Source organism: Klebsiella sp. GG_Kp175 (assembly GCF_040062325.1).
GTDB lineage: Bacteria > Pseudomonadota > Gammaproteobacteria > Enterobacterales > Enterobacteriaceae > Klebsiella > Klebsiella quasipneumoniae.
The window spans coordinates 436,526-453,895 of record NZ_JBEAFX010000004.1; the positions used below are offsets into that span (position 1 = coordinate 436,526).

Below are 17,370 nucleotides of genomic sequence, written 5' to 3' on the forward strand. Positions count from 1 at the left end.
CGAAAAAGCGCGCTTTCGCGTACCTTATACAGAGTGGGTGCAATGTGACAGGCATGGATTAACGGAGGTTGAGTGGACGCGATTAAAGGCTCGGAGTTGCAGATACCGGACGCGATCTTCGCGTGGGTGCTAGACGGGCAGGGGGGCGTGAAGCCGCTCGCCGATAACGATATTATCGACAAAGAGAAGCCCTGCTGGCTGCATCTCAACTATACCCATAGCGACAGCGCCGACTGGCTGGCTGCCACCCCGCTACTGCCCAATAACGTGCGCGATGCCCTGGCAGGCGAGAGCACCCGACCGCGGGTAACGCGGATCGGCGACGGGGCGCTGATCACCCTGCGCTGCATCAACGGCAGCACCGATGAACGCCCAGACCAGCTGGTGGCGATGCGTCTCTATATGGATGAGCGGCTGATCGTCTCCACTCGTCAGCGCAAAGTGCTGGCGCTTGACGATGTGCTGGGCGACCTGAAGGAGGGCAATGGGCCGACGGACTGCGGCAGCTGGCTGGTGGAAGTCTGCGACGCGCTGACCGATCATGCCAGTGAGTTTATTGAACAACTGCACGACCGAATAATCGACCTCGAAGACGACCTGCTCGATCAGCAGGTGCCGCCGCGCGGTTTCCTTGCCCTGCTGCGTAAACAGCTGATCGTGATGCGCCGGTATATGGCGCCGCAGCGCGATGTTTACGCCCGGCTGGCCAGCGAGCGACTGCCGTGGATGAGCGACGATCAGCGGCGGCGGATGCAGGATATCGCCGAGCGGCTGGGGCGCGGGCTGGATGAGATCGACAGCTGCATCGCCCGCACGGCGATCATGAGCGATGAGATCGCCCAGATTATGCAGGAGTCGCTGGCGCGGCGGACCTATACGATGTCCTTGATGGCGATGGTGTTTCTGCCCAGCACCTTTTTAACCGGCCTGTTCGGCGTCAACCTCGGCGGGATCCCTGGCAACAGCTGGCATCTGGGGTTTAGCCTCTTCTGCCTGATGTTAGTCGTTGTCATCGGTGGTGTTGCATGGTGGTTACATCGCAGTAAATGGTTGTAAAGAATCGCCTTTTAGCAGCGATGATGCCGGGAAAACCCGGCAATGTTTGAGCGAAATCAATAAACCCTCTACCCATTCAGGGCAATATCTCTCTCGCAGGTGAATGCAACGTCAAGCGATGGGCGTTGCGCTCCATATTGTCTTACTTCCTTTTTTGAATTACTGCATAGCACAATTGATTCGTACGACGCCGACTTTGTTGAGTCGGCTTTTTTTTTGCGCTCTCCTGACCAGCTTCTACGCTTACTAAGACACCCGACGGTCTTCAGGCCGTTTACGCCTGCGGGTACGCCCGTATCACTTTCCGGGAGGCCACTATGCATTACGCTTCAGGGCTGACAGCCCAGTCTATCCCCATCTCGCCCGAGCCGAACGATCCGGTTCCTTTACCCGATCCACGACCGCGTCCGCAGCCGCAGCCCGATCCGCCGCCTGATGAAGAGCCGATTAAATTGTCGCATCAGGCGCGGAGATCTGCGAGGATACGCGCCTGCAGATCGTCTGTCCTTTAATACGAGAATACATTGTGACCGCTTTTTCTACCCTGACTGTTTTACCTGCCGCCCAATTAGCCAACCTTAACGAGCTGGGTTATCTGTCGATGACGCCGGTTCAGGCCGCCGCCCTGCCGGCGATCCTCGCGGGGAAAGATGTGCGCGTGCAGGCAAAAACCGGCAGCGGAAAAACGGCCGCCTTCGGGCTGGGTCTGCTGCAGCATATCGATCCGTCGCGCTTTGAGACCCAGTCGCTGGTGCTGTGTCCGACCCGCGAACTGGCCGATCAGGTTGCCGGCGAGCTGCGCCGTCTGGCGCGCTGCCTGCCGAACATCAAGATTTTGATGCTCTGCGGCGGGCAGCCGTTTGGCGCCCAGCGCGATTCACTGCAGCACGCCCCGCATATTATCGTCGCCACTCCGGGCCGTCTGCTCGATCATCTGCAGAAGGGGACGGTCTCTCTCGACGCGCTGCAGACCCTGGTGATGGATGAAGCGGACCGCATGCTCGATATGGGCTTCAGCGACGCCATCGACGAGGTGATCCGCTTCGCGCCGGCTGACCGGCAGACGCTGCTGTTTTCCGCCACCTGGCCTGCGGCGATCGCGGCGATCAGCGGTCGGGTGCAGCGTCATCCGGAAACGATTGAGATTGACAGCGTCGATGCGCTACCGGCTATCGAACAGCAGTTCTTTGAAGTTTCCCGTCACGGCAAGATTGCGCTGCTCCAGCGTCTGCTCAGCCAGCATCAGCCGGCGTCCTGCGTGGTGTTCTGCAATACCAAGCGCGATTGCCAGGCGGTCTGCGATGCGCTCAACGCCGCCGGGCAGAGCGCATTATCGCTGCACGGTGACCTCGAGCAGCGCGACCGCGATCAAACGCTGGTGCGCTTCGCGAACGGCAGCGTCCGGGTTCTGGTGGCGACCGATGTCGCTGCCCGCGGCCTGGACATCAAATCTCTCGCGCTGGTGGTGAACTTCGAGCTGGCCTGGGATCCGGAAGTGCATGTGCACCGCATCGGCCGTACCGCCCGCGCCGGCGAACAAGGTCTGGCTATCAGCTTCTGCGCGCCGGAAGAGGCGCAGCGCGCCACCATTCTGGCCGACATGCTGCAGTTATCCCTCAACTGGCTGCCGGCGCCGGCGGGCAACGCTATCACGCCGCTGACGGCGGAGATGGCGACGCTGTGCATCGACGGCGGAAAAAAGGCGAAAATGCGCCCGGGGGATGTGCTGGGGGCGTTGACCGGTGATATGGGATTTGATGGCGCCGATATCGGCAAAATTAACGTCCACCCGGCCCACGTCTATGTGGCGATCCGCCAGAATATGGCGCAGAAGGCGTATAAGCAGTTACAAAACGGCAAGATCAAAGGCAAAGCCTGCCGCGTACGACTGCTGAAGTAAGGGCAGCATAGCGCGTCTCAGGCGGCGGCCTGAGACGCTTGCGGGTTACTTGACTTCCACTACGTTCAGACGCAGCTCATCCAACCGGGCGTCCTCTTCCTCCGGCTGCCAGCCGGCAGGCTGCAGGGGAATCTCTTCCCTGTCAAACGCTAAATCGCCGCCGTCCACCACCTCGGAGCCGTGGGTGATACCTTTAAAATCAAACAGATTAACGTCGCTCAGGTGCGAAGGCACCACGTTCTGCATTGCGCTAAACATGGTTTCAATGCGTCCCGGATAACGCTTATCCCAGTCGCGAAGCATATCGGCGATCACCTGGCGCTGCAGGTTAGGCTGCGAACCGCACAGGTTGCAAGGAATGATCGGGAAGCCCTTGGCCTGGGAGAAGCGCTCGATGTCCTTTTCGCGGCAGTAGGCCAGCGGGCGGATGACGATGTGTTTGCCGTCGTCGCTCATCAGCTTCGGCGGCATTCCTTTCATTTTGCCGCCGTAGAACATATTCAGGAACAGCGTCTGCAGGATGTCGTCTCGATGATGGCCGAGGGCAATCTTGGTGGCGCCAAGTTCGGTGGCGGTACGGTAGAGAATGCCGCGACGCAGGCGAGAGCACAGCGAGCAGGTGGTTTTCCCTTCCGGGATCTTCTCTTTGACGATGCCGTAGGTGTTCTCTTCAACAATCTTATATTCAACGCCCAGCTGCTCAAGATACGCCGGCAGAATATGCTCCGGGAACCCAGGCTGTTTCTGGTCGAGATTCACCGCCACCAGCGAGAAGGAGATGGGCGCGCTTTTCTGCAGGTTACGCAGGATCTCCAGCATGGTATAGCTGTCCTTGCCGCCTGACAGACAAACCATAATGCGGTCGCCCTCTTCAATCATATTGAAGTCGGCGATCGCCTCACCGACGTTGCGGCGCAGACGTTTCTGCAGCTTATCGATGTTGTATTTTTCTTTTTTACTAATTTCTTGATTTTGCAGCATGTAATAGTGGCTCAATTCATAGTGTGGCATCAGAAGAGCACGCGTTGTGCCAGCCGCTGGACAACGTGGCGCTGGCGCGTAGCAATTAATGAGGTCTGACAGACAACCGTGGCGTGTATGGTACGGATTCAGGGGCGGAATGTCAGCATCTTTCCGGCACTTTCCGCTGCGGGCAGGCAAGCTGGTGGAGCAGAAGTAAAAATAAACAGCCCGCCGGGCGGCGGGCTGTGGCGCTAGCGGACGACCAGCACCGAGCACTCGGCGTGGCGGACCACCGCGGCGGCGTTGGAGCCCAGCAGATAGGTGGTGATATCCGGCCGGTGCGAAGCGATGATCACCAGGTCGGCGGGTAGCGACTTGGCGAGGGCCAGGATCTTATCTTTTGGCGATCCTTCGGCAACGTGAAAATGTTTCCGATCTTCCGGGATAGAGAACTGTTTCGCGAGTTCTTTAAGCTGCGTTTCCGTTCCTTCACGCAGCTCATCCATACCAGGCAGTTCGGCGGTATAGGCCATTCCCAGTGAGGCATAATAAGGCAGGGAAGGGATAACGGAGAGGAAATGGACCTCAGCGTCGTCAATCCGCGCTTCCGATTCAACGTGACTGATAATGCGTTCAGTAAATTCTTTATCAGAGATATCGATGGGGACAAGAATCATTCTGCTCATAAAACCTCCTGTTTAAGTATCCCCTCATATTGTACGGCATTATGGCACGTTTTGTATCATGACCGCAGTCACACTTTGACATTAACGTGGCTTGTGTTCGGGAAATTTTCCCTTTATCACGCCGTCATAAAAGCGACCTTTTGACACCACCTGTAAAAAGTCACGAAAAATACGCGGTGGAACGCCGGTATATTGCAACGGCGGCTGGTGATAAAAACAAATTTCCAGCGTGGCGGAGGCGTCATCATAGGCGACAGAGATAATTCGGGAAGATTTAACCGGGTGATGATGCATGATGGACGTCCTCGGGCAGGCACTGACTGAGCACGACTATATCACTAAACGGACGCTTATTTTAAGCGGTGGGATATATTGTTTTGTTTTAGCTGCTGCGATGCAGAGAGAGAAAGCCCGCCGGAACCGGCGGGCTGGCGCATCAGAACTGGTAAACCAGGCCCAACGCGATGATGTTGTCGGTAGAGATACCGTTGTCTTTGTAGAAGCTGTCGTTGTCATCCAGCAGATTGATTTTGTAATCAACGTAGGTTGACATATTACGGTTGAAGTAATAGGTGGCGCCGACGTCCATATATTTGACCAGATCTTTATCGGCGTAGCTGCCGGTATTATAGAGATCTTTGCCTTTGGACTGCAGATAGGAGATAGCCGGACGCAGACCAAAGTCGAACTGATACTGAGCGGTGACTTCGAAGTTTTGCGTTTTGTTGGCCACGCCGTCGTTGCCGTAAGGGGTCATGTTGCGGGTTTCAGAGTACATGGTCGCCAGGTAGATATTGTTGGCGTCGTACTTCAGGCCAGCGGTCCAGGCTTCAGCTTTATCGCCACGGGCGTTGGTCTGGGTCATCTGGTCGTTGGTACGGTCAGATGAGGTGTAGGCCGCTGCCGCGCTGATGCCCATGCCGAAGTTATAGGAGGTGGAAAGACCGAAACCGTCGCCGTTGTCAAAGCGAACATCGCTGTCGCTGCTGCGGTTGTTGGTGCCGACGTTGATGTCCTGGGCGTTCTGGCCTTCGTTTTTACCCTGATACTGCAGGGCGAAGTTCAGACCGTCTACCAGACCGAAGAAGTCGCTGTTACGGTAGGTCGCGACGCCGTTGGCGCGGCCTGCCATAAAGTTATCCGCATAGGTGTAAGAGTCGCCGCCGAACTCCGGCAGCATATCGGTCCAGCCTTCGACGTCGTACAGCACGCCGTAGTTACGACTGTAGTCGAAGGAACCGTAATCGCCCACTTTGATACCGGCGAAGGCCAGACGGGTCCACGCCTGATCGCCGGCGCTTTCGGTATTGTTGGCCTGAACGTTGTATTCCCACTGGCCGTAACCGGTGAGCATATCGTTGATCTGGGTTTCGCCTTTAAAGCCAAAGCGAACGTAAGTTTGGTCGCCGTCTTTTTTCGAGTCGCTGGAGAAATAGTGCAGACCGTCTACCTTGCCATAGACATCTAATTTATTTCCGTCTTTATTATAAATTTCCGCCGCATGTGCGGCGCCAGCGGCTAATAAAGCCGGAATAACGAGGGCCAGTACTTTTCTTTTCATGAAGAAATTCCTTTAACTGTTTTTATGTTTTAGCTTCCGGGAAGGAAGTGAACTCATGCTAAAGGAGCGGTCTGAGATATGGTAAGACTCAATTGTTACGATATAAGTAAATTCTAAATAAAATAATACTGAAGTAATGGTGATAATTATGATGAATACATCTTCAGCTAATATACAAAATAAAAATTATACATGGTCAGTTTGATCGCGTATTATTCGGGCGTTATATGCCTTTATTGTCATGCCAAGCATTTTTATTTGCCGTCGCATTCTGCGGAATGATTTTGTTATCGGTAAAACGACAAGCCCGAACTTTATGTTCGGGCTTTTTTTATGGCTGCGGGATGGAAAATAACCTTAGCTCTCGCTCGGTGATTTCTCCGCTTTGCCAGCCAGCTGGGCGAGGAAGTCGTAGCGCTTCTGCAGGTCGGCGGCAGCATCTTTCCACAGCTGCTCCGCCACTTCCGGCTGCTGCGCATTCAGGCGACGGAAGCGTTGCTCATTGAGCAGCGTCTCAGCCAGGGCGTCTGACGGTGGGCGAGAGTCGAGCGCCAGCGGGATCTTGCCTTCTTCCGCCCGACGTGGGTCGAAGCGGTAGAGCGGCCAGAAGCCGGTGGCGGTCAGCTGACGCATTTGATCGTGGCTGAGCGCCAGATCGTAGCCATGCTCTTCGCAAGGACTGTAGGCGATGATCAGCGACGGCCCCGGATAGGCTTCCGCTTCCTGAATCGCTTTCACCGTCTGGTTCAGCTGCGCGCCCAGCGAAATCTGCGCCACATAGACATGACCGTACATCATCATGCTGACGCCAAGATCTTTGCGCGCCTTGCGTTTACCGTGCTCGCCAAACTTAGTGACCGCCCCCAGCGGGGTGGCTTTTGACGCCTGGCCGCCGGTGTTGGAGTAACACTGGGTATCCAGCACCAGAATGTTGACGTTTTCCGTCAGGCTCAGCACATGATCCAGGCCGCCGAAGCCGATATCGTAGGCCCAGCCGTCGCCGCCGATCAGCCAGACGGATTTCTCCACCAGCGCGTCGGCATCGGTCAGCAGCTCTTCAGCGCCTTGCACGCCGGTCAGCGCCTGGCGCAGGGCCGCCACTTGTTCACGGCGCGCTTCCGGCGTCGCCTCGGCATGCAGCGCCGCGTTCAGCTCTGCCGGCAGCTGGTCGGCGAATTCGCTCAGCAGGCGCATCACGCGCTGGCGATGTTGATCGACGGTTAAGCGGAAGCCGAGCCCGAATTCAGCGTTATCCTCAAACAGCGAGTTGGCCCACGCCGGGCCGCGGCCGTTGGCGTCGGTCGTGTACGGGGTCGAGGGCAGGTTGCCGCCGTAAATGGATGAGCAGCCGGTGGCATTGGCAATCAGCATCCGGTCGCCATACAGTTGGGTCAGTAGTTTGATATACGGCGTTTCGCCACAGCCGGAGCAGGCGCCGGAGTATTCAAACAGCGGGCTGATCAGCTGCGAAGTGCGGATATCAATACGCTCCAGTTTGCTGCGGTCGATTTCCGGCAGGTTGAGGAAGTAATCGTAATTCACTTTCTCCTCTTCCACATGCTCCAGGCGCGACATCATATTGATGGCCTTGATCTCCGGATTCTGGCGATCTTTTGCCGGGCACACTTCCACGCACAGGTTGCAGCCGGTGCAGTCTTCCGGGGCGACCTGCAGTACGTATTTCTGCCCGCGCATATCGCGGGACTTGACGTCCAGCGAGTGCAGACTGGCAGGAGCGTTCTCCATCTCTTCCGGCGCGACCACTTTGGCGCGGATTGCCGAGTGCGGGCAGGCGGCGACGCAGTGGTTGCACTGGGTACATAGCGCTTCCTTCCAGATGGGGATCTCTTCGGCGATGTTGCGTTTCTCCCAGCGCGTGGTGCCCATGGGCCAGGTGCCGTCCGGCGGTAGGGCGGAGACCGGCAGCGCATCCCCGAGACCGGCCAGCATCGCGGCGGTGACCGTTTTGACGAAATCCGGCGCGGCGTCGGAGACCACCGGCGGGCGGTTCGGACTGTTGGCATTCACCGGCTGCAGCGGCACTTCCGCCAGCGATTCGCGGGCCAGGGCCAGCGCCTGCCAGTTGCGTTCCACCAGCTCCTGGCCTTTGCTGCTGTAGCTTTTGGCGATGGCCGCCTGCAGTTCCGCCAGCGCGCTGTCGCCAGGCAGGATGTGAGTCAGATGGAAGAACGCCATCTGCATCACGGTATTAATGCGCGCCCCAAGGCTACATTCGCGGGCGATCTTCGCCGCGTTGACCACGTAAAAACGCGCTTTTTTCTGATTCAGGGTGGCCTGCACTTCCTGCGGCAGGCGGGACCAGACTTCATCGGCGCTGTACGGCGTGTTGAGCAGGAAAATGCCGCCGTGCTTCAGCCGCTCGGCCATCTGGTATTTATCGATAAACTGCAGCTGGTGGCAGCCAACGAAATCGGCCTGCGAAATCAGATACGAAGAACGAATCGGCTTTTCGCTGACCCGCAGATGGGAGACGGTCAGGCCGCCCGCCTTCTTCGAGTCATAGACAAAGTACCCCTGGGAGAACCACGGGGTGGAATTGCCGATGATTTTGATATTATTTTTGGTGGCCGACACGCTGCCGTCGCTGCCGAGGCCGTAGAACAGCGCTTCGAGCTTGGCCTCTGATGGCAGAGTATTTTCGCCCAGCGGCAGCGACAGGTTGGTCACGTCGTCATAGATGCCGACGGTAAAGCGCGGCTTCGGCTGGGCGGCCTGCAGCTCATGGAATATCGCCAGCACGCATTCCGGACCGAACTCCTTGGAAGAGAGACCGTAGCGGCCGCCGATGGTCCGCGGCAGCGTCTCGCGCTCGCCGCGGTTAAAGGCTTCCGCCAGGGCGGTCATCACGTCGAGATACAGTGGCTCCGCGTGCGCGCCAGGTTCTTTGGTGCGATCCAGCACCGCCACCGCCCGGGCGCTCTCCGGCAGCGCTGCCAGCAGGTGGGCGGCGGAGAATGGGCGATAGAGGCGCACTTTCAGGACGCCGACTTTCTCGCTGCGGCTCAGCAGTTCATCGACCACCTCTTCGCAGGTGCCGATGGCCGAGCCCATAATGACGATCACGCGTTCCGCCTGCGGATGGCCGTAAAACTCAAACGGTTTGTAATGGCGGCCGGTGGCGGCGGCGAAGTCATCCATCGCTTTCTCGACATGATCATAAACCGCGTCGTACCACGGGTTGGTGGCCTCCCGCGACTGGAAGTAGGTGTCAGGGTTGGCGGAGGTCCCGCGGATCACCGGGTGTTCCGGATTGAGCGCGCGCTGGCGATGCTCAGCGATTTTCTCCTGCGGCAGCAGGGCGCGAATCGTGTCATCCGCCAGCGGGGCGATTTTGTTGATTTCGTGCGAAGTGCGGAAACCATCAAAGAAATGAATAAACGGCACCCGGCTTTGCAGCGTGGCGATATGCGATATCAGCGCGAAATCCTGCGCTTCCTGAACGCTGCTGGCGCACAGCATGGCGCACCCGGTCTGACGCACGGCCATCACATCGGAATGGTCGCCGAAGATCGACAGCGCGTGGGTGGCGACAGTGCGGGCGGCGACGTGCAGGACAAACGGCATCAGCTGGCCGGCCAGTTTGTACAGCGTGGGGATCATCAGCAGCAGGCCCTGCGATGAGGTAAAGGACGTGGAGAGGGCGCCAGTCTGCAGCGCGCCATGTACGGCGCCAATGGCGCCTGCCTCCGACTGCATTTCGACCACGCGTGGCACATCGCCCCAGACGTTTTTCAGCCCATTGCCGGCCCAGGCGTCAGCCTGTTCCGCCATCGTTGAACTGGGCGTGATCGGGTAGATGGCGATAACTTCACTGGTGCGAAACGCGACGGAAGCGACCGCGCCATTACCATCAATCGTAATCATATGAAGACACCCTTACATTGCGCAAAAGAATGGACGCGTGAAACCGCGACGCGCCCTGTAATTATATAAGAGGTAGTTTAGCAAACCGTTGGCGCCGCCATTTTTGCATTTGTGTCCTCAATACGACGGCTACCCGTGACCAGATCAATATTTTGCGCGGTTCGCGGAGAAAGTAGCTTTTCTGGACGTGAAGGCGAGCCATCGCCCGGTGACTATCCCGGTGCAGATCAACCTTTACGCAGAAATTTGCTAGAAAATGTTAATGAGACGCATAAATACGTACTTCCCCTCTCGACGCCGCGCGCCACGCTGCCTATTATTCTTGGGTTTGCTTTTTAAGACGTTTCCGAGGGGAGAGAAAATGCGAGCTGCGATGTTAGTGGGGTGTGCGGCGCTGTTGCTGTCGGCGTGCAGTAGTGAACCCGTTCAGCAGGCCACGGCGGCGCACGTCACGCCAGGAATGCGGGCGGCGATGAGCGACGCCGGTCAGGCCAACTGCGCCATGATAGGAGGCTCGTTATCGGTGGCTCGTCAGCTCGATGGTTCAGCGATTGGCATGTGCGCGCTGCCGAACGGTAAACGCTGCAGCGAGCAGGCGCTGGCGGGCGGAAGCTGCGGCTATTAATGGCAGCCCCGCAGCGGGCTCAAAACGCCGGCTAGTGCATCAGGTCGGCGAGCTTATAGACCAGCGTCTGGTCGGCGGTCGCCAGCGTCAACTGGTTTTCCGTCAGATCAACCTGCGCGCCCTCGCGCAGCATCTTACCAATGGTCGCATCAAGGGTATTAAGCTGGGCATCGTGGCACAGCATCCGGGTCATCGCCAGCGATTTGACCTTCAGCTCGCCGTCCGACACCTTACCTTCCCCGCTGAAGCCGTTGCACATATTGCCCGAAACATACATATTGCCGGTGATAGCCATCTTCTCGCCGAAGCTCAGCTCCAGCGGCCGGTCGCCAGCGTTTACCGCCTGGCCGTTGACGCTGGTCAGCACGAAACGATGATGCTGTAGCTGTTCCGCGCCGGTGGACACCTTACTGTTATAGACACAGCCGGACAGCAGCAACCCTGCCGCCAGTAATGCCGCAAATTTGTTCATTTTCACTCCTAAACATTCACATTACTAATAAAACAAAGCCAGTGTAACGGTATCGCAGCGGGGATCTGTGGGGATTATCTGAATGTGCTCCCCCCGGGGAGAGGAGCACAAAAGGGAAAGGAATCAGACGATAGCGTTCGGGCAGGTTTCACCGTTGGCGACCTGCTGCAGATTGCCCAGGGTGGTCTCCGAAATGCTGATCAGCGCCTCGGCGGTGAGGAACGCCTGATGGCCGGTGAACAGCACGTTGTGGCAGGCGGAGAGGCGACGGAAGACGTCATCCTGGATCACGTCGTTGGATTTGTCTTCGAAGAACAGATCGCGTTCGTTCTCATAAACGTCCAGCCCCAGCGCGCCAATTTTTTGGTGCTTCAGGGCATCGATGGCCGCCTGGGAGTCGATCAGCGCGCCGCGGCTGGTGTTAATCACCATCACTCCGTCCTTCATCTGATCGAAAGCCCCGCGATTGAGCAGATGGTAGTTTTCGTCGGTCAGCGGGCAGTGCAGGGAGATCACGTCCGACTCCTTGTACAGCGTGGCGAGGTCGACATATTCCACCCCCAACTCCAGCGCGGCGGCGCTTGGGTACGGGTCGAACGCCAGCAGACGCATGCCAAAACCTTTGAGGATCCGCAGCATCGCCACGCCAATTTTCCCGGTGCCGATCACCCCGGCGGTTTTACCATACATGGTGAAACCGGTGAGGCCTTCCAGGGAGAAATTAGCATCACGGGTACGCTGGTAGGCGCGGTGGATGCGGCGGTTAAGCGACATCATCATGCCGATCGCATGCTCAGCCACCGCTTCCGGCGAGTAGGCCGGGACGCGCACGACGCGCAGGCCAAGCTCTTTCGCCGCCTCGAGGTCGACGTTGTTAAACCCGGCGCAGCGCAGGGCGATATACTTCACGCCGTGGGCCTTCAGCTCCTCCAGCACCGGACGGCTGCCGTCGTCATTGACGAAGATGCATACCGCTTCGCAACCGTTGGCGGTTTTGGCGGTTTTCTCAGTCAGCAGGAAGTCGAAGAATTCCAGTTCAAAGCCGTAGGTATCATTCACGTGCTGCAGGTACTTTTTATCGTACTGCTTCGTACTGTAAACCGCGATTTTCATAAGACTTTTCTCCAGTGATTATAACGTCACGGTAGCATATTTAAAATAATCGTACAATTATTAAAAAATAGTTTAAATGGCAGGTGCTTATCCTAATTCTAGAGCATATCGCGGATTTGAGGAATCTCTTTGAAAGACAAAGTTTTTTTTACCACAAACTCAGGCTTAAAGCGCCGGGGGAGAGCAGCAGAAACGGCCACAGCAGACCGGAGCTGACGTTAGCCAGCTGAAACGACCACAGCGGCAGGCCGCTGGCGCCGCTGACCAGGGGCAGGGTGGCGCGCAGGGGAGAGAGAAAGCGGCTGAAAAAGACCGCCCACAGCCCGCGGCGCTGAAAAAAGAGTCGGCTGCGGGCCAGCCGCTCGGCGGTCAGCCAGCGTAACTGCGTAAGGCGGTGACGATAGCGAACGCCCAACCACCACGAGAGCCAGAATCCGCCGATGGCGCCGAGGCTGGCGCTGGACCACATTAGCAGGAAATGACCGAGGCTGGCGGAAGCGAATGTCCCCAGCAGCAGCAGGCCGGAGGTGCCCGGGATGGCCAGCGACACCAGCGCGCAGGATTTAGTGAAAGTGAGCAAGAAAACCATCAGTAATACCAATGGATAGTGGCCCTGTGCGCTCTCAATGAGCGAGATAATTAACGACACCGTCTCTCCCGCAAGCAATACCTATCTTTCTGGAGTGTGGCAGGGGGTGCTTAAACAAAAGTTAAATGGTGACGGCCGATCGCCGCGCCGCGATACCGGCTGGCAACTATGCTTTAACAGGTCGCGAACTTTCACTCACTGGTCGAACGTGTCACAATGGGCGCCTTTCGGCTTTTACTTATGTTGAATCAGGATATTAACTGCCCATGAAGGGTAAATATAAAGCCGCCATCGCGCTGGTGTTAGCGCTGGTGTTACTGCCGCTAACCCTGCTGTTGACGCTGACCCACTGGGTGCCGACGCTGGCGGGCATCTGGCTGCCCGTGGGCACTCATATCGCTATGCAGGAGAGCCCGCGTCTTACGCGTTCCGCCCTGCTGATCCCCGATCTGCGCTATCTGGTGGGCGAGTGTGAACTCGCCAGGGTGACCGATGCCCGTCTCTCGCGCCCCAGCCGCTGGCGGCTGCATATTGGCCAACTTGACATCAACAGCGCCTGCCTGAGCAAACTGCCGGCCAGCGATCCCACGCCCGGATCGCCGCGCACCCTTGCCGAATGGCAATCGATGCTGCCCTACAGCTGGTTAACTATTGATAACCTGCGGCTGTCGCCGTGGGAAAAATGGCAGGGGCGGCTGGTGATGTCACTGACCCCTGCGCAGCAGGATATCGGCTTTGCCGGTAACGATTTGAGCCTGCAGGCGCGCTTGCGCGGCCAGGCGCTTACCGTCAGCCAGTTCAGCGCCCGGCTGGCTGACGATCAGCCGCCGGTGAAGCTGGTGGGGACCTTCCATCTGCCGCTGGTGCCGGATGGCCTGCCGGTCGATGGCCAGATGCAGGGCACCTTCGAATTCCCGCAGACTGCGGAATGGATCGATGCCGAGCTGACGTGGCAGCATAATCGCGGCCAGCTGTTGGTCACCCCACGCGGCGAGGTGGAGCCCATTCTCGACCTGCCGTGGGAGATCACTCCGGAGCGGATCACCATCAGCGACGGCCGCTGGCGCACCCGCTACGAGGCGTATCCGCTGAGCGGCCGCGTGGCGCTGTCGGTGGGTAACTGGCAGCAGGGCACGGAACAGATGATCGTCAGCGGTCGCTTGAATGTTCTCACCGAGGGGCATGCCGGAAAAGGCAACGCGGTGCTGAATATCGGCCCGGGCAAGCTGAGCATGGATAACAGCGACCTGCCGCTGCGACTCACCGGCGAGGCCAAGCTGGGGGAGATGATCTTTTACGCCGCGCTGCCGGCCCAGCTCAGCGGGTCGCTGGTCAGCCCGCAGCTGGCGTTTCACCCCGGGGCGCTGCTGCGGTCGCGCGGGCGGGTGATCGACGCGCTGAACATTGACGAAATTCGCTGGCCGCTGGCCGGGGTAAAGGTCACGCAGCAGGGCGTCGATGGCCGCCTGCAGGCGATCCTCCGCGCCCATGAGCAGCAGATGGGCGACTTTACGTTGCATCTGGACGGCCTGGCGAACGATTTTCTGCCCGACAGCGGCCGCTGGCAGTGGCGCTACTGGGGCGAGGGGCATTTCACGCCTATGCAGGCGCGCTGGGATGTGAAGGGCAGCGGTGAGTGGCGGGACAATGCCATTACGCTGAGCAGCCTCTCCACGGGTTTCGACAAGCTCGAGTACGGCACGATGCGGGTCAGCACGCCGCGTCTGACCCTCGAGCAGCCGATCCGCTGGCTGCGCGATGCTGAGCATCCGCGGCTGACCGGCGCGCTGTCGCTGGATGCGGCAAAAACTACCTTCACCGGCGGCAGCTATCTTCCGGCATCGACGCTGAAATTCGCCCTCGACGGCCGGGACCCGACGTGGTTCCAGTTCACCGGCGCGCTGCACGCCGATACCATTGGCCCGGTGCGGTTGACCGGGCGCTGGGATGGCGAACGGCTGCGCGGCCAGGCGTGGTGGCCAAAACAGTCGCTGACGGTATTCCAGCCGCTGGTGCCGCCGGACTGGAAGATGAACCTGCGCGAAGGCAGTCTCTATGCGCAGGTGGCCTTCTCGGCGGCAGCCGGGCAGGGATTTGAGGCAGGCGGCCATGGCGTCCTGAAGGGCGGCAGCGCCTGGATGCCGGATAACCAGATCAACGGCGTCGACTTCGTCCTGCCGTTCCGCTTCAGCGACGGCCACTGGCAGCTGGGCACCCGCCGTCCGGTCTCCCTGCGCATTGGCGAAATCGTCAACCAGGTCACCGCGCGCAACCTGACGGCGGACCTGCAGGGCACCTGGCCGTGGAGCGAGGCCAATCCACTGCAGCTTAGCGACGTCAGCGTCGACCTGTTAGGCGGCAAGCTGACCCTGCTGCAGCTGCGCATGCCGCAGCGCGACCCGGCGCTGATCCGTCTGCAGCACATCTCCAGCAGCGAACTGACCAGCGCGGTCAAGGTGAAGCAGTTCGCCATGTCCGGGGCGGTGAGCGGCGCGCTGCCGCTGTGGCTGGAGAACAATCAATGGATTATCCACGACGGCTGGCTGCGCAATGACGGACCGATGACCCTGCGGCTGGATAAAGACACCGCCGATGCGCTGGTGGCGGACAACGTCTCCGCCGGGGCGGCGATCAACTGGCTGCGCTATATGGAGATCTCCCGTTCATCGACGCAGATTAACCTGAACAATCTGGGCGTGCTGACGCTTAAAGCCGCCATCAACGGCACCAGCCGGGTGGACGGGAAAAGCAGTACCGTGCATTTAAACTACGCTCATGAGGAGAATATTTTCGATCTGTGGCGCAGTTTACGCTTCGGCGACAATTTACAGGCGTGGCTTGAGCAAAATGCCACGCTGCCCGTGCGGCGCTGTACGGACGGTAAGACATGTAAGGAACCTAAATGAAGAAGCTGTTACTGGCCATAGTGGCGTCGATGCTGCTCGCCGGCTGTACGCCGCGTATCGAAATTGCGGCGTCGAAAGAGCCCATCACCATCAATATGAATGTCAAAATTGAGCATGAGATCCATATCAAGGTCGATAAGGATGTGGAAAACCTGCTGAAATCCCGCAGCGATTTGTTCTGAGGCGACGATGAGAAAACGACTGTTAACCGCGGCGCTGGCGCTGACTCTGCTCAGCGCGCCCGCGCTGGCGTTAACCCTGAGCGAAGCGCGCCAGCAGGGGCGGGTGGGGGAGACGCTGAACGGCTATCTGGCGCCGCTGCGTCAGGATAAAGAGACGCTGGCGCTGGTGAAACAGATCAACGCCGCGCGCAGTGAAAGCTACCAGCAGCTGGCGGATGACAACAATCTGCCGGTGGATGAGGTAGCGAAAATGGCCGGACAGAAGCTGGTTGCCCGCGCTCAACCCGGCGAGTACGTTCAGGGGCTAAACGGCCAGTGGCTGCGCAAATAATTAGCGGCAGCGCTTGCGGTATTCGCCCGGCGAGACGCCAAAGCGCTGCTTAAAGGCGGTGGAGAAATGGCTATGGTCGCTGAAGCCCCAGCGGTAGCCGATCCCCGCCAGCTTTTCGTCATCGTGGACGTCCTGTAACGCCCGGGCGCACAGATCCAGCCGCCGGTTCTTAATATACTGCGCCACCACCAGCCCTTTGTCGGCAAACAGCCGATAGAGGCTGCGCACCGACATTCCCATCTCGCTGGCCAGCCACTCCGGCCGCAGATGCTCCGACTGAATGGATGCGTCGATTAACGCTATTATCTTCTGAAACTGCTTGTCCCGCCGGGACGGGGTCGGCTCACGCTGGCGCAGCACCGGGCGCAACAGGCAGGCGATCGCCTCCAGCGCCGCTTCACTTTCGCTGGCGGAGAGCGCCGTGCCGCCCATACTCTCCAGCAGCAGTCGCTGGCTGAGCTGTACCATCGGCAGAGACTTATCCAGCCGGCAGGCGGTAACTATCTCGCCCGTCGGCGCAACCCGCTGGCGCGGCAGCAGCAGCGAAGCCTGACGCGAGGTCTGCTGCCAGACGATAGAGCATGGGCGGGCGGCATCGATCAACGTGATATCCCCCGCCGCCAGGGTCACCTGGCGATCGTCCTGTTCGATCACCGCTTCGCCGGCGAGCTGAAACACGGTATAGAACCAGGCGTCGTTATCGCGTTTTATCTCATTGCGCGTGCGGTAGAGATTGACGCCGGCGGCGGTGACCGTGCTGACCTTGAGGCTGCCGGCGTAGCGGGCGTCAATCTCGCCGTGAAAGCGGCCCTCCAGCGGCCGGGCGGCGAAATGGCCGCAGACCTGATTGATCGTCGCCAGCCAGCGCTGGTACGCCAGCCCCCCCTCAGCCGTGGTCATCATTCGCCCTTCTCCTGTAATAATAATGTTTCTGCATTGTTGCATTTATGCCGCCTCAGGCAAGGGCGCGATGGCGGGTATATGAAAGAACTATTACCTGCGGCACATTTCTGTCAGGGCAGGCGACGGAATTGCGGCGACTGTCACAGCGGCGCAAACGAATGTCACAGAGAAAAAAGCGCCCGCCGCCAACCGGACATA

At 58.9% G+C, this 17,370-nt stretch carries 16 protein-coding genes; 7 read left to right on the forward strand and 9 right to left on the reverse strand.

What is annotated here, in order from left to right:
- Nucleotides 1-72 precede the first annotated feature (72 nt).
- The 3 genes from zntB to dbpA all read left to right on the forward strand — a co-directional run bounded on the left by zntB (nucleotide 73) and on the right by dbpA (nucleotide 2,956).
- Nucleotides 73-1,056 carry a zinc transporter ZntB gene (gene zntB / locus ABLU73_RS10880; protein WP_004203984.1) on the forward strand — a complete coding sequence of 328 codons (984 nt, stop codon included), beginning with the start codon at nucleotides 73-75 and terminating at the stop codon, nucleotides 1,054-1,056.
- A 317-nt stretch (nucleotides 1,057-1,373) separates the two neighbouring features.
- Nucleotides 1,374-1,568, forward strand: coding sequence for a hypothetical protein (locus ABLU73_RS10885; RefSeq protein WP_071592553.1), 195 nt, complete (start codon nucleotides 1,374-1,376; stop codon nucleotides 1,566-1,568).
- Between the two features lie 14 nt (nucleotides 1,569-1,582).
- Complete coding sequence (gene dbpA / locus ABLU73_RS10890; RefSeq protein ID WP_004203986.1) at nucleotides 1,583-2,956, forward strand: ATP-dependent RNA helicase DbpA; 1,374 nt, start codon at nucleotides 1,583-1,585, stop codon at nucleotides 2,954-2,956.
- Between the two features lie 45 nt (nucleotides 2,957-3,001).
- On the opposite strand, the gene ttcA is transcribed toward dbpA, so the two are convergent.
- The 5 genes from ttcA to nifJ form a co-directional block, all read right to left on the reverse strand.
- Nucleotides 3,002-3,937, reverse strand: coding sequence for a tRNA 2-thiocytidine(32) synthetase TtcA (gene ttcA, locus ABLU73_RS10895; protein WP_008805150.1), 936 nt, complete (start codon nucleotides 3,935-3,937; stop codon nucleotides 3,002-3,004).
- A 233-nt stretch (nucleotides 3,938-4,170) separates the two neighbouring features.
- Entirely contained in the window at nucleotides 4,171-4,605 is a 435-nt protein-coding gene (uspF, locus tag ABLU73_RS10900) for a universal stress protein UspF (RefSeq protein WP_017898748.1), read from the reverse strand.
- 81 nt (nucleotides 4,606-4,686) lie between these two features.
- Nucleotides 4,687-4,899, reverse strand: coding sequence for a KTSC domain-containing protein (locus ABLU73_RS10905; RefSeq protein WP_048294652.1), 213 nt, complete (start codon nucleotides 4,897-4,899; stop codon nucleotides 4,687-4,689).
- Nucleotides 4,900-5,041: 142 nt separating this feature from the next.
- Nucleotides 5,042-6,166: a porin OmpK37 gene (gene ompK37, locus ABLU73_RS10910; RefSeq protein WP_348850197.1), complete on the reverse strand. Its 1,125-nt coding sequence runs from the start codon at nucleotides 6,164-6,166 to the stop codon at nucleotides 5,042-5,044.
- Between the two features lie 357 nt (nucleotides 6,167-6,523).
- The gene (gene nifJ / locus ABLU73_RS10915) at nucleotides 6,524-10,051 is read right to left on the reverse strand and encodes a pyruvate:ferredoxin (flavodoxin) oxidoreductase (protein ID WP_264923502.1); all 3,528 of its coding nucleotides are present in this window, start codon (nucleotides 10,049-10,051) and stop codon (nucleotides 6,524-6,526) included.
- A 361-nt stretch (nucleotides 10,052-10,412) separates the two neighbouring features.
- On the opposite strand from nifJ, the gene ABLU73_RS10920 reads away from it, so the two are divergent.
- Nucleotides 10,413-10,676 carry a DUF333 domain-containing protein gene (locus ABLU73_RS10920; RefSeq protein ID WP_004140155.1) on the forward strand — a complete coding sequence of 88 codons (264 nt, stop codon included), beginning with the start codon at nucleotides 10,413-10,415 and terminating at the stop codon, nucleotides 10,674-10,676.
- Between the two features lie 31 nt (nucleotides 10,677-10,707).
- Here the strand turns inward: ABLU73_RS10920 and hslJ are convergent, their stop codons facing one another.
- From hslJ to ABLU73_RS10935, 3 genes are all read right to left on the reverse strand, one after another.
- Nucleotides 10,708-11,148, reverse strand: coding sequence for a heat shock protein HslJ (gene hslJ / locus ABLU73_RS10925; protein WP_004204013.1), 441 nt, complete (start codon nucleotides 11,146-11,148; stop codon nucleotides 10,708-10,710).
- 123 nt (nucleotides 11,149-11,271) lie between these two features.
- Nucleotides 11,272-12,261, reverse strand: a complete 990-nt coding sequence (locus ABLU73_RS10930) for a 2-hydroxyacid dehydrogenase (RefSeq protein WP_004204014.1) — start codon at nucleotides 12,259-12,261, stop codon at nucleotides 11,272-11,274.
- A 148-nt stretch (nucleotides 12,262-12,409) separates the two neighbouring features.
- The gene (locus ABLU73_RS10935; protein ID WP_004204015.1) at nucleotides 12,410-12,910 is read right to left on the reverse strand and encodes a DedA family protein; all 501 of its coding nucleotides are present in this window, start codon (nucleotides 12,908-12,910) and stop codon (nucleotides 12,410-12,412) included.
- A gap of 206 nt (nucleotides 12,911-13,116) precedes the next feature.
- Here ABLU73_RS10935 and ABLU73_RS10940 point away from each other — a divergent pair, with 206 nt between their 5' ends.
- The 3 genes from ABLU73_RS10940 to ABLU73_RS10950 are packed head-to-tail and all read left to right on the forward strand — an operon-like array spanning nucleotide 13,117 to nucleotide 16,269.
- Nucleotides 13,117-15,756, forward strand: a complete 2,640-nt coding sequence (locus ABLU73_RS10940) for a YdbH family protein (protein WP_004204016.1) — start codon at nucleotides 13,117-13,119, stop codon at nucleotides 15,754-15,756.
- Entirely contained in the window at nucleotides 15,753-15,938 is a 186-nt protein-coding gene (locus tag ABLU73_RS10945) for a YnbE family lipoprotein (protein WP_004204017.1), read from the forward strand. The genes ABLU73_RS10940 and ABLU73_RS10945 overlap by 4 nt, the downstream gene beginning before the upstream one ends.
- 7 nt (nucleotides 15,939-15,945) lie before the next feature.
- Entirely contained in the window at nucleotides 15,946-16,269 is a 324-nt protein-coding gene (locus ABLU73_RS10950) for a YdbL family protein (protein WP_004204018.1), read from the forward strand.
- On the opposite strand, the gene feaR is transcribed toward ABLU73_RS10950, so the two are convergent.
- The gene (gene feaR, locus ABLU73_RS10955) at nucleotides 16,270-17,172 is read right to left on the reverse strand and encodes a transcriptional regulator FeaR (RefSeq protein WP_032455921.1); all 903 of its coding nucleotides are present in this window, start codon (nucleotides 17,170-17,172) and stop codon (nucleotides 16,270-16,272) included.
- Between the last annotated feature and the right edge of the window lie 198 nt (nucleotides 17,173-17,370).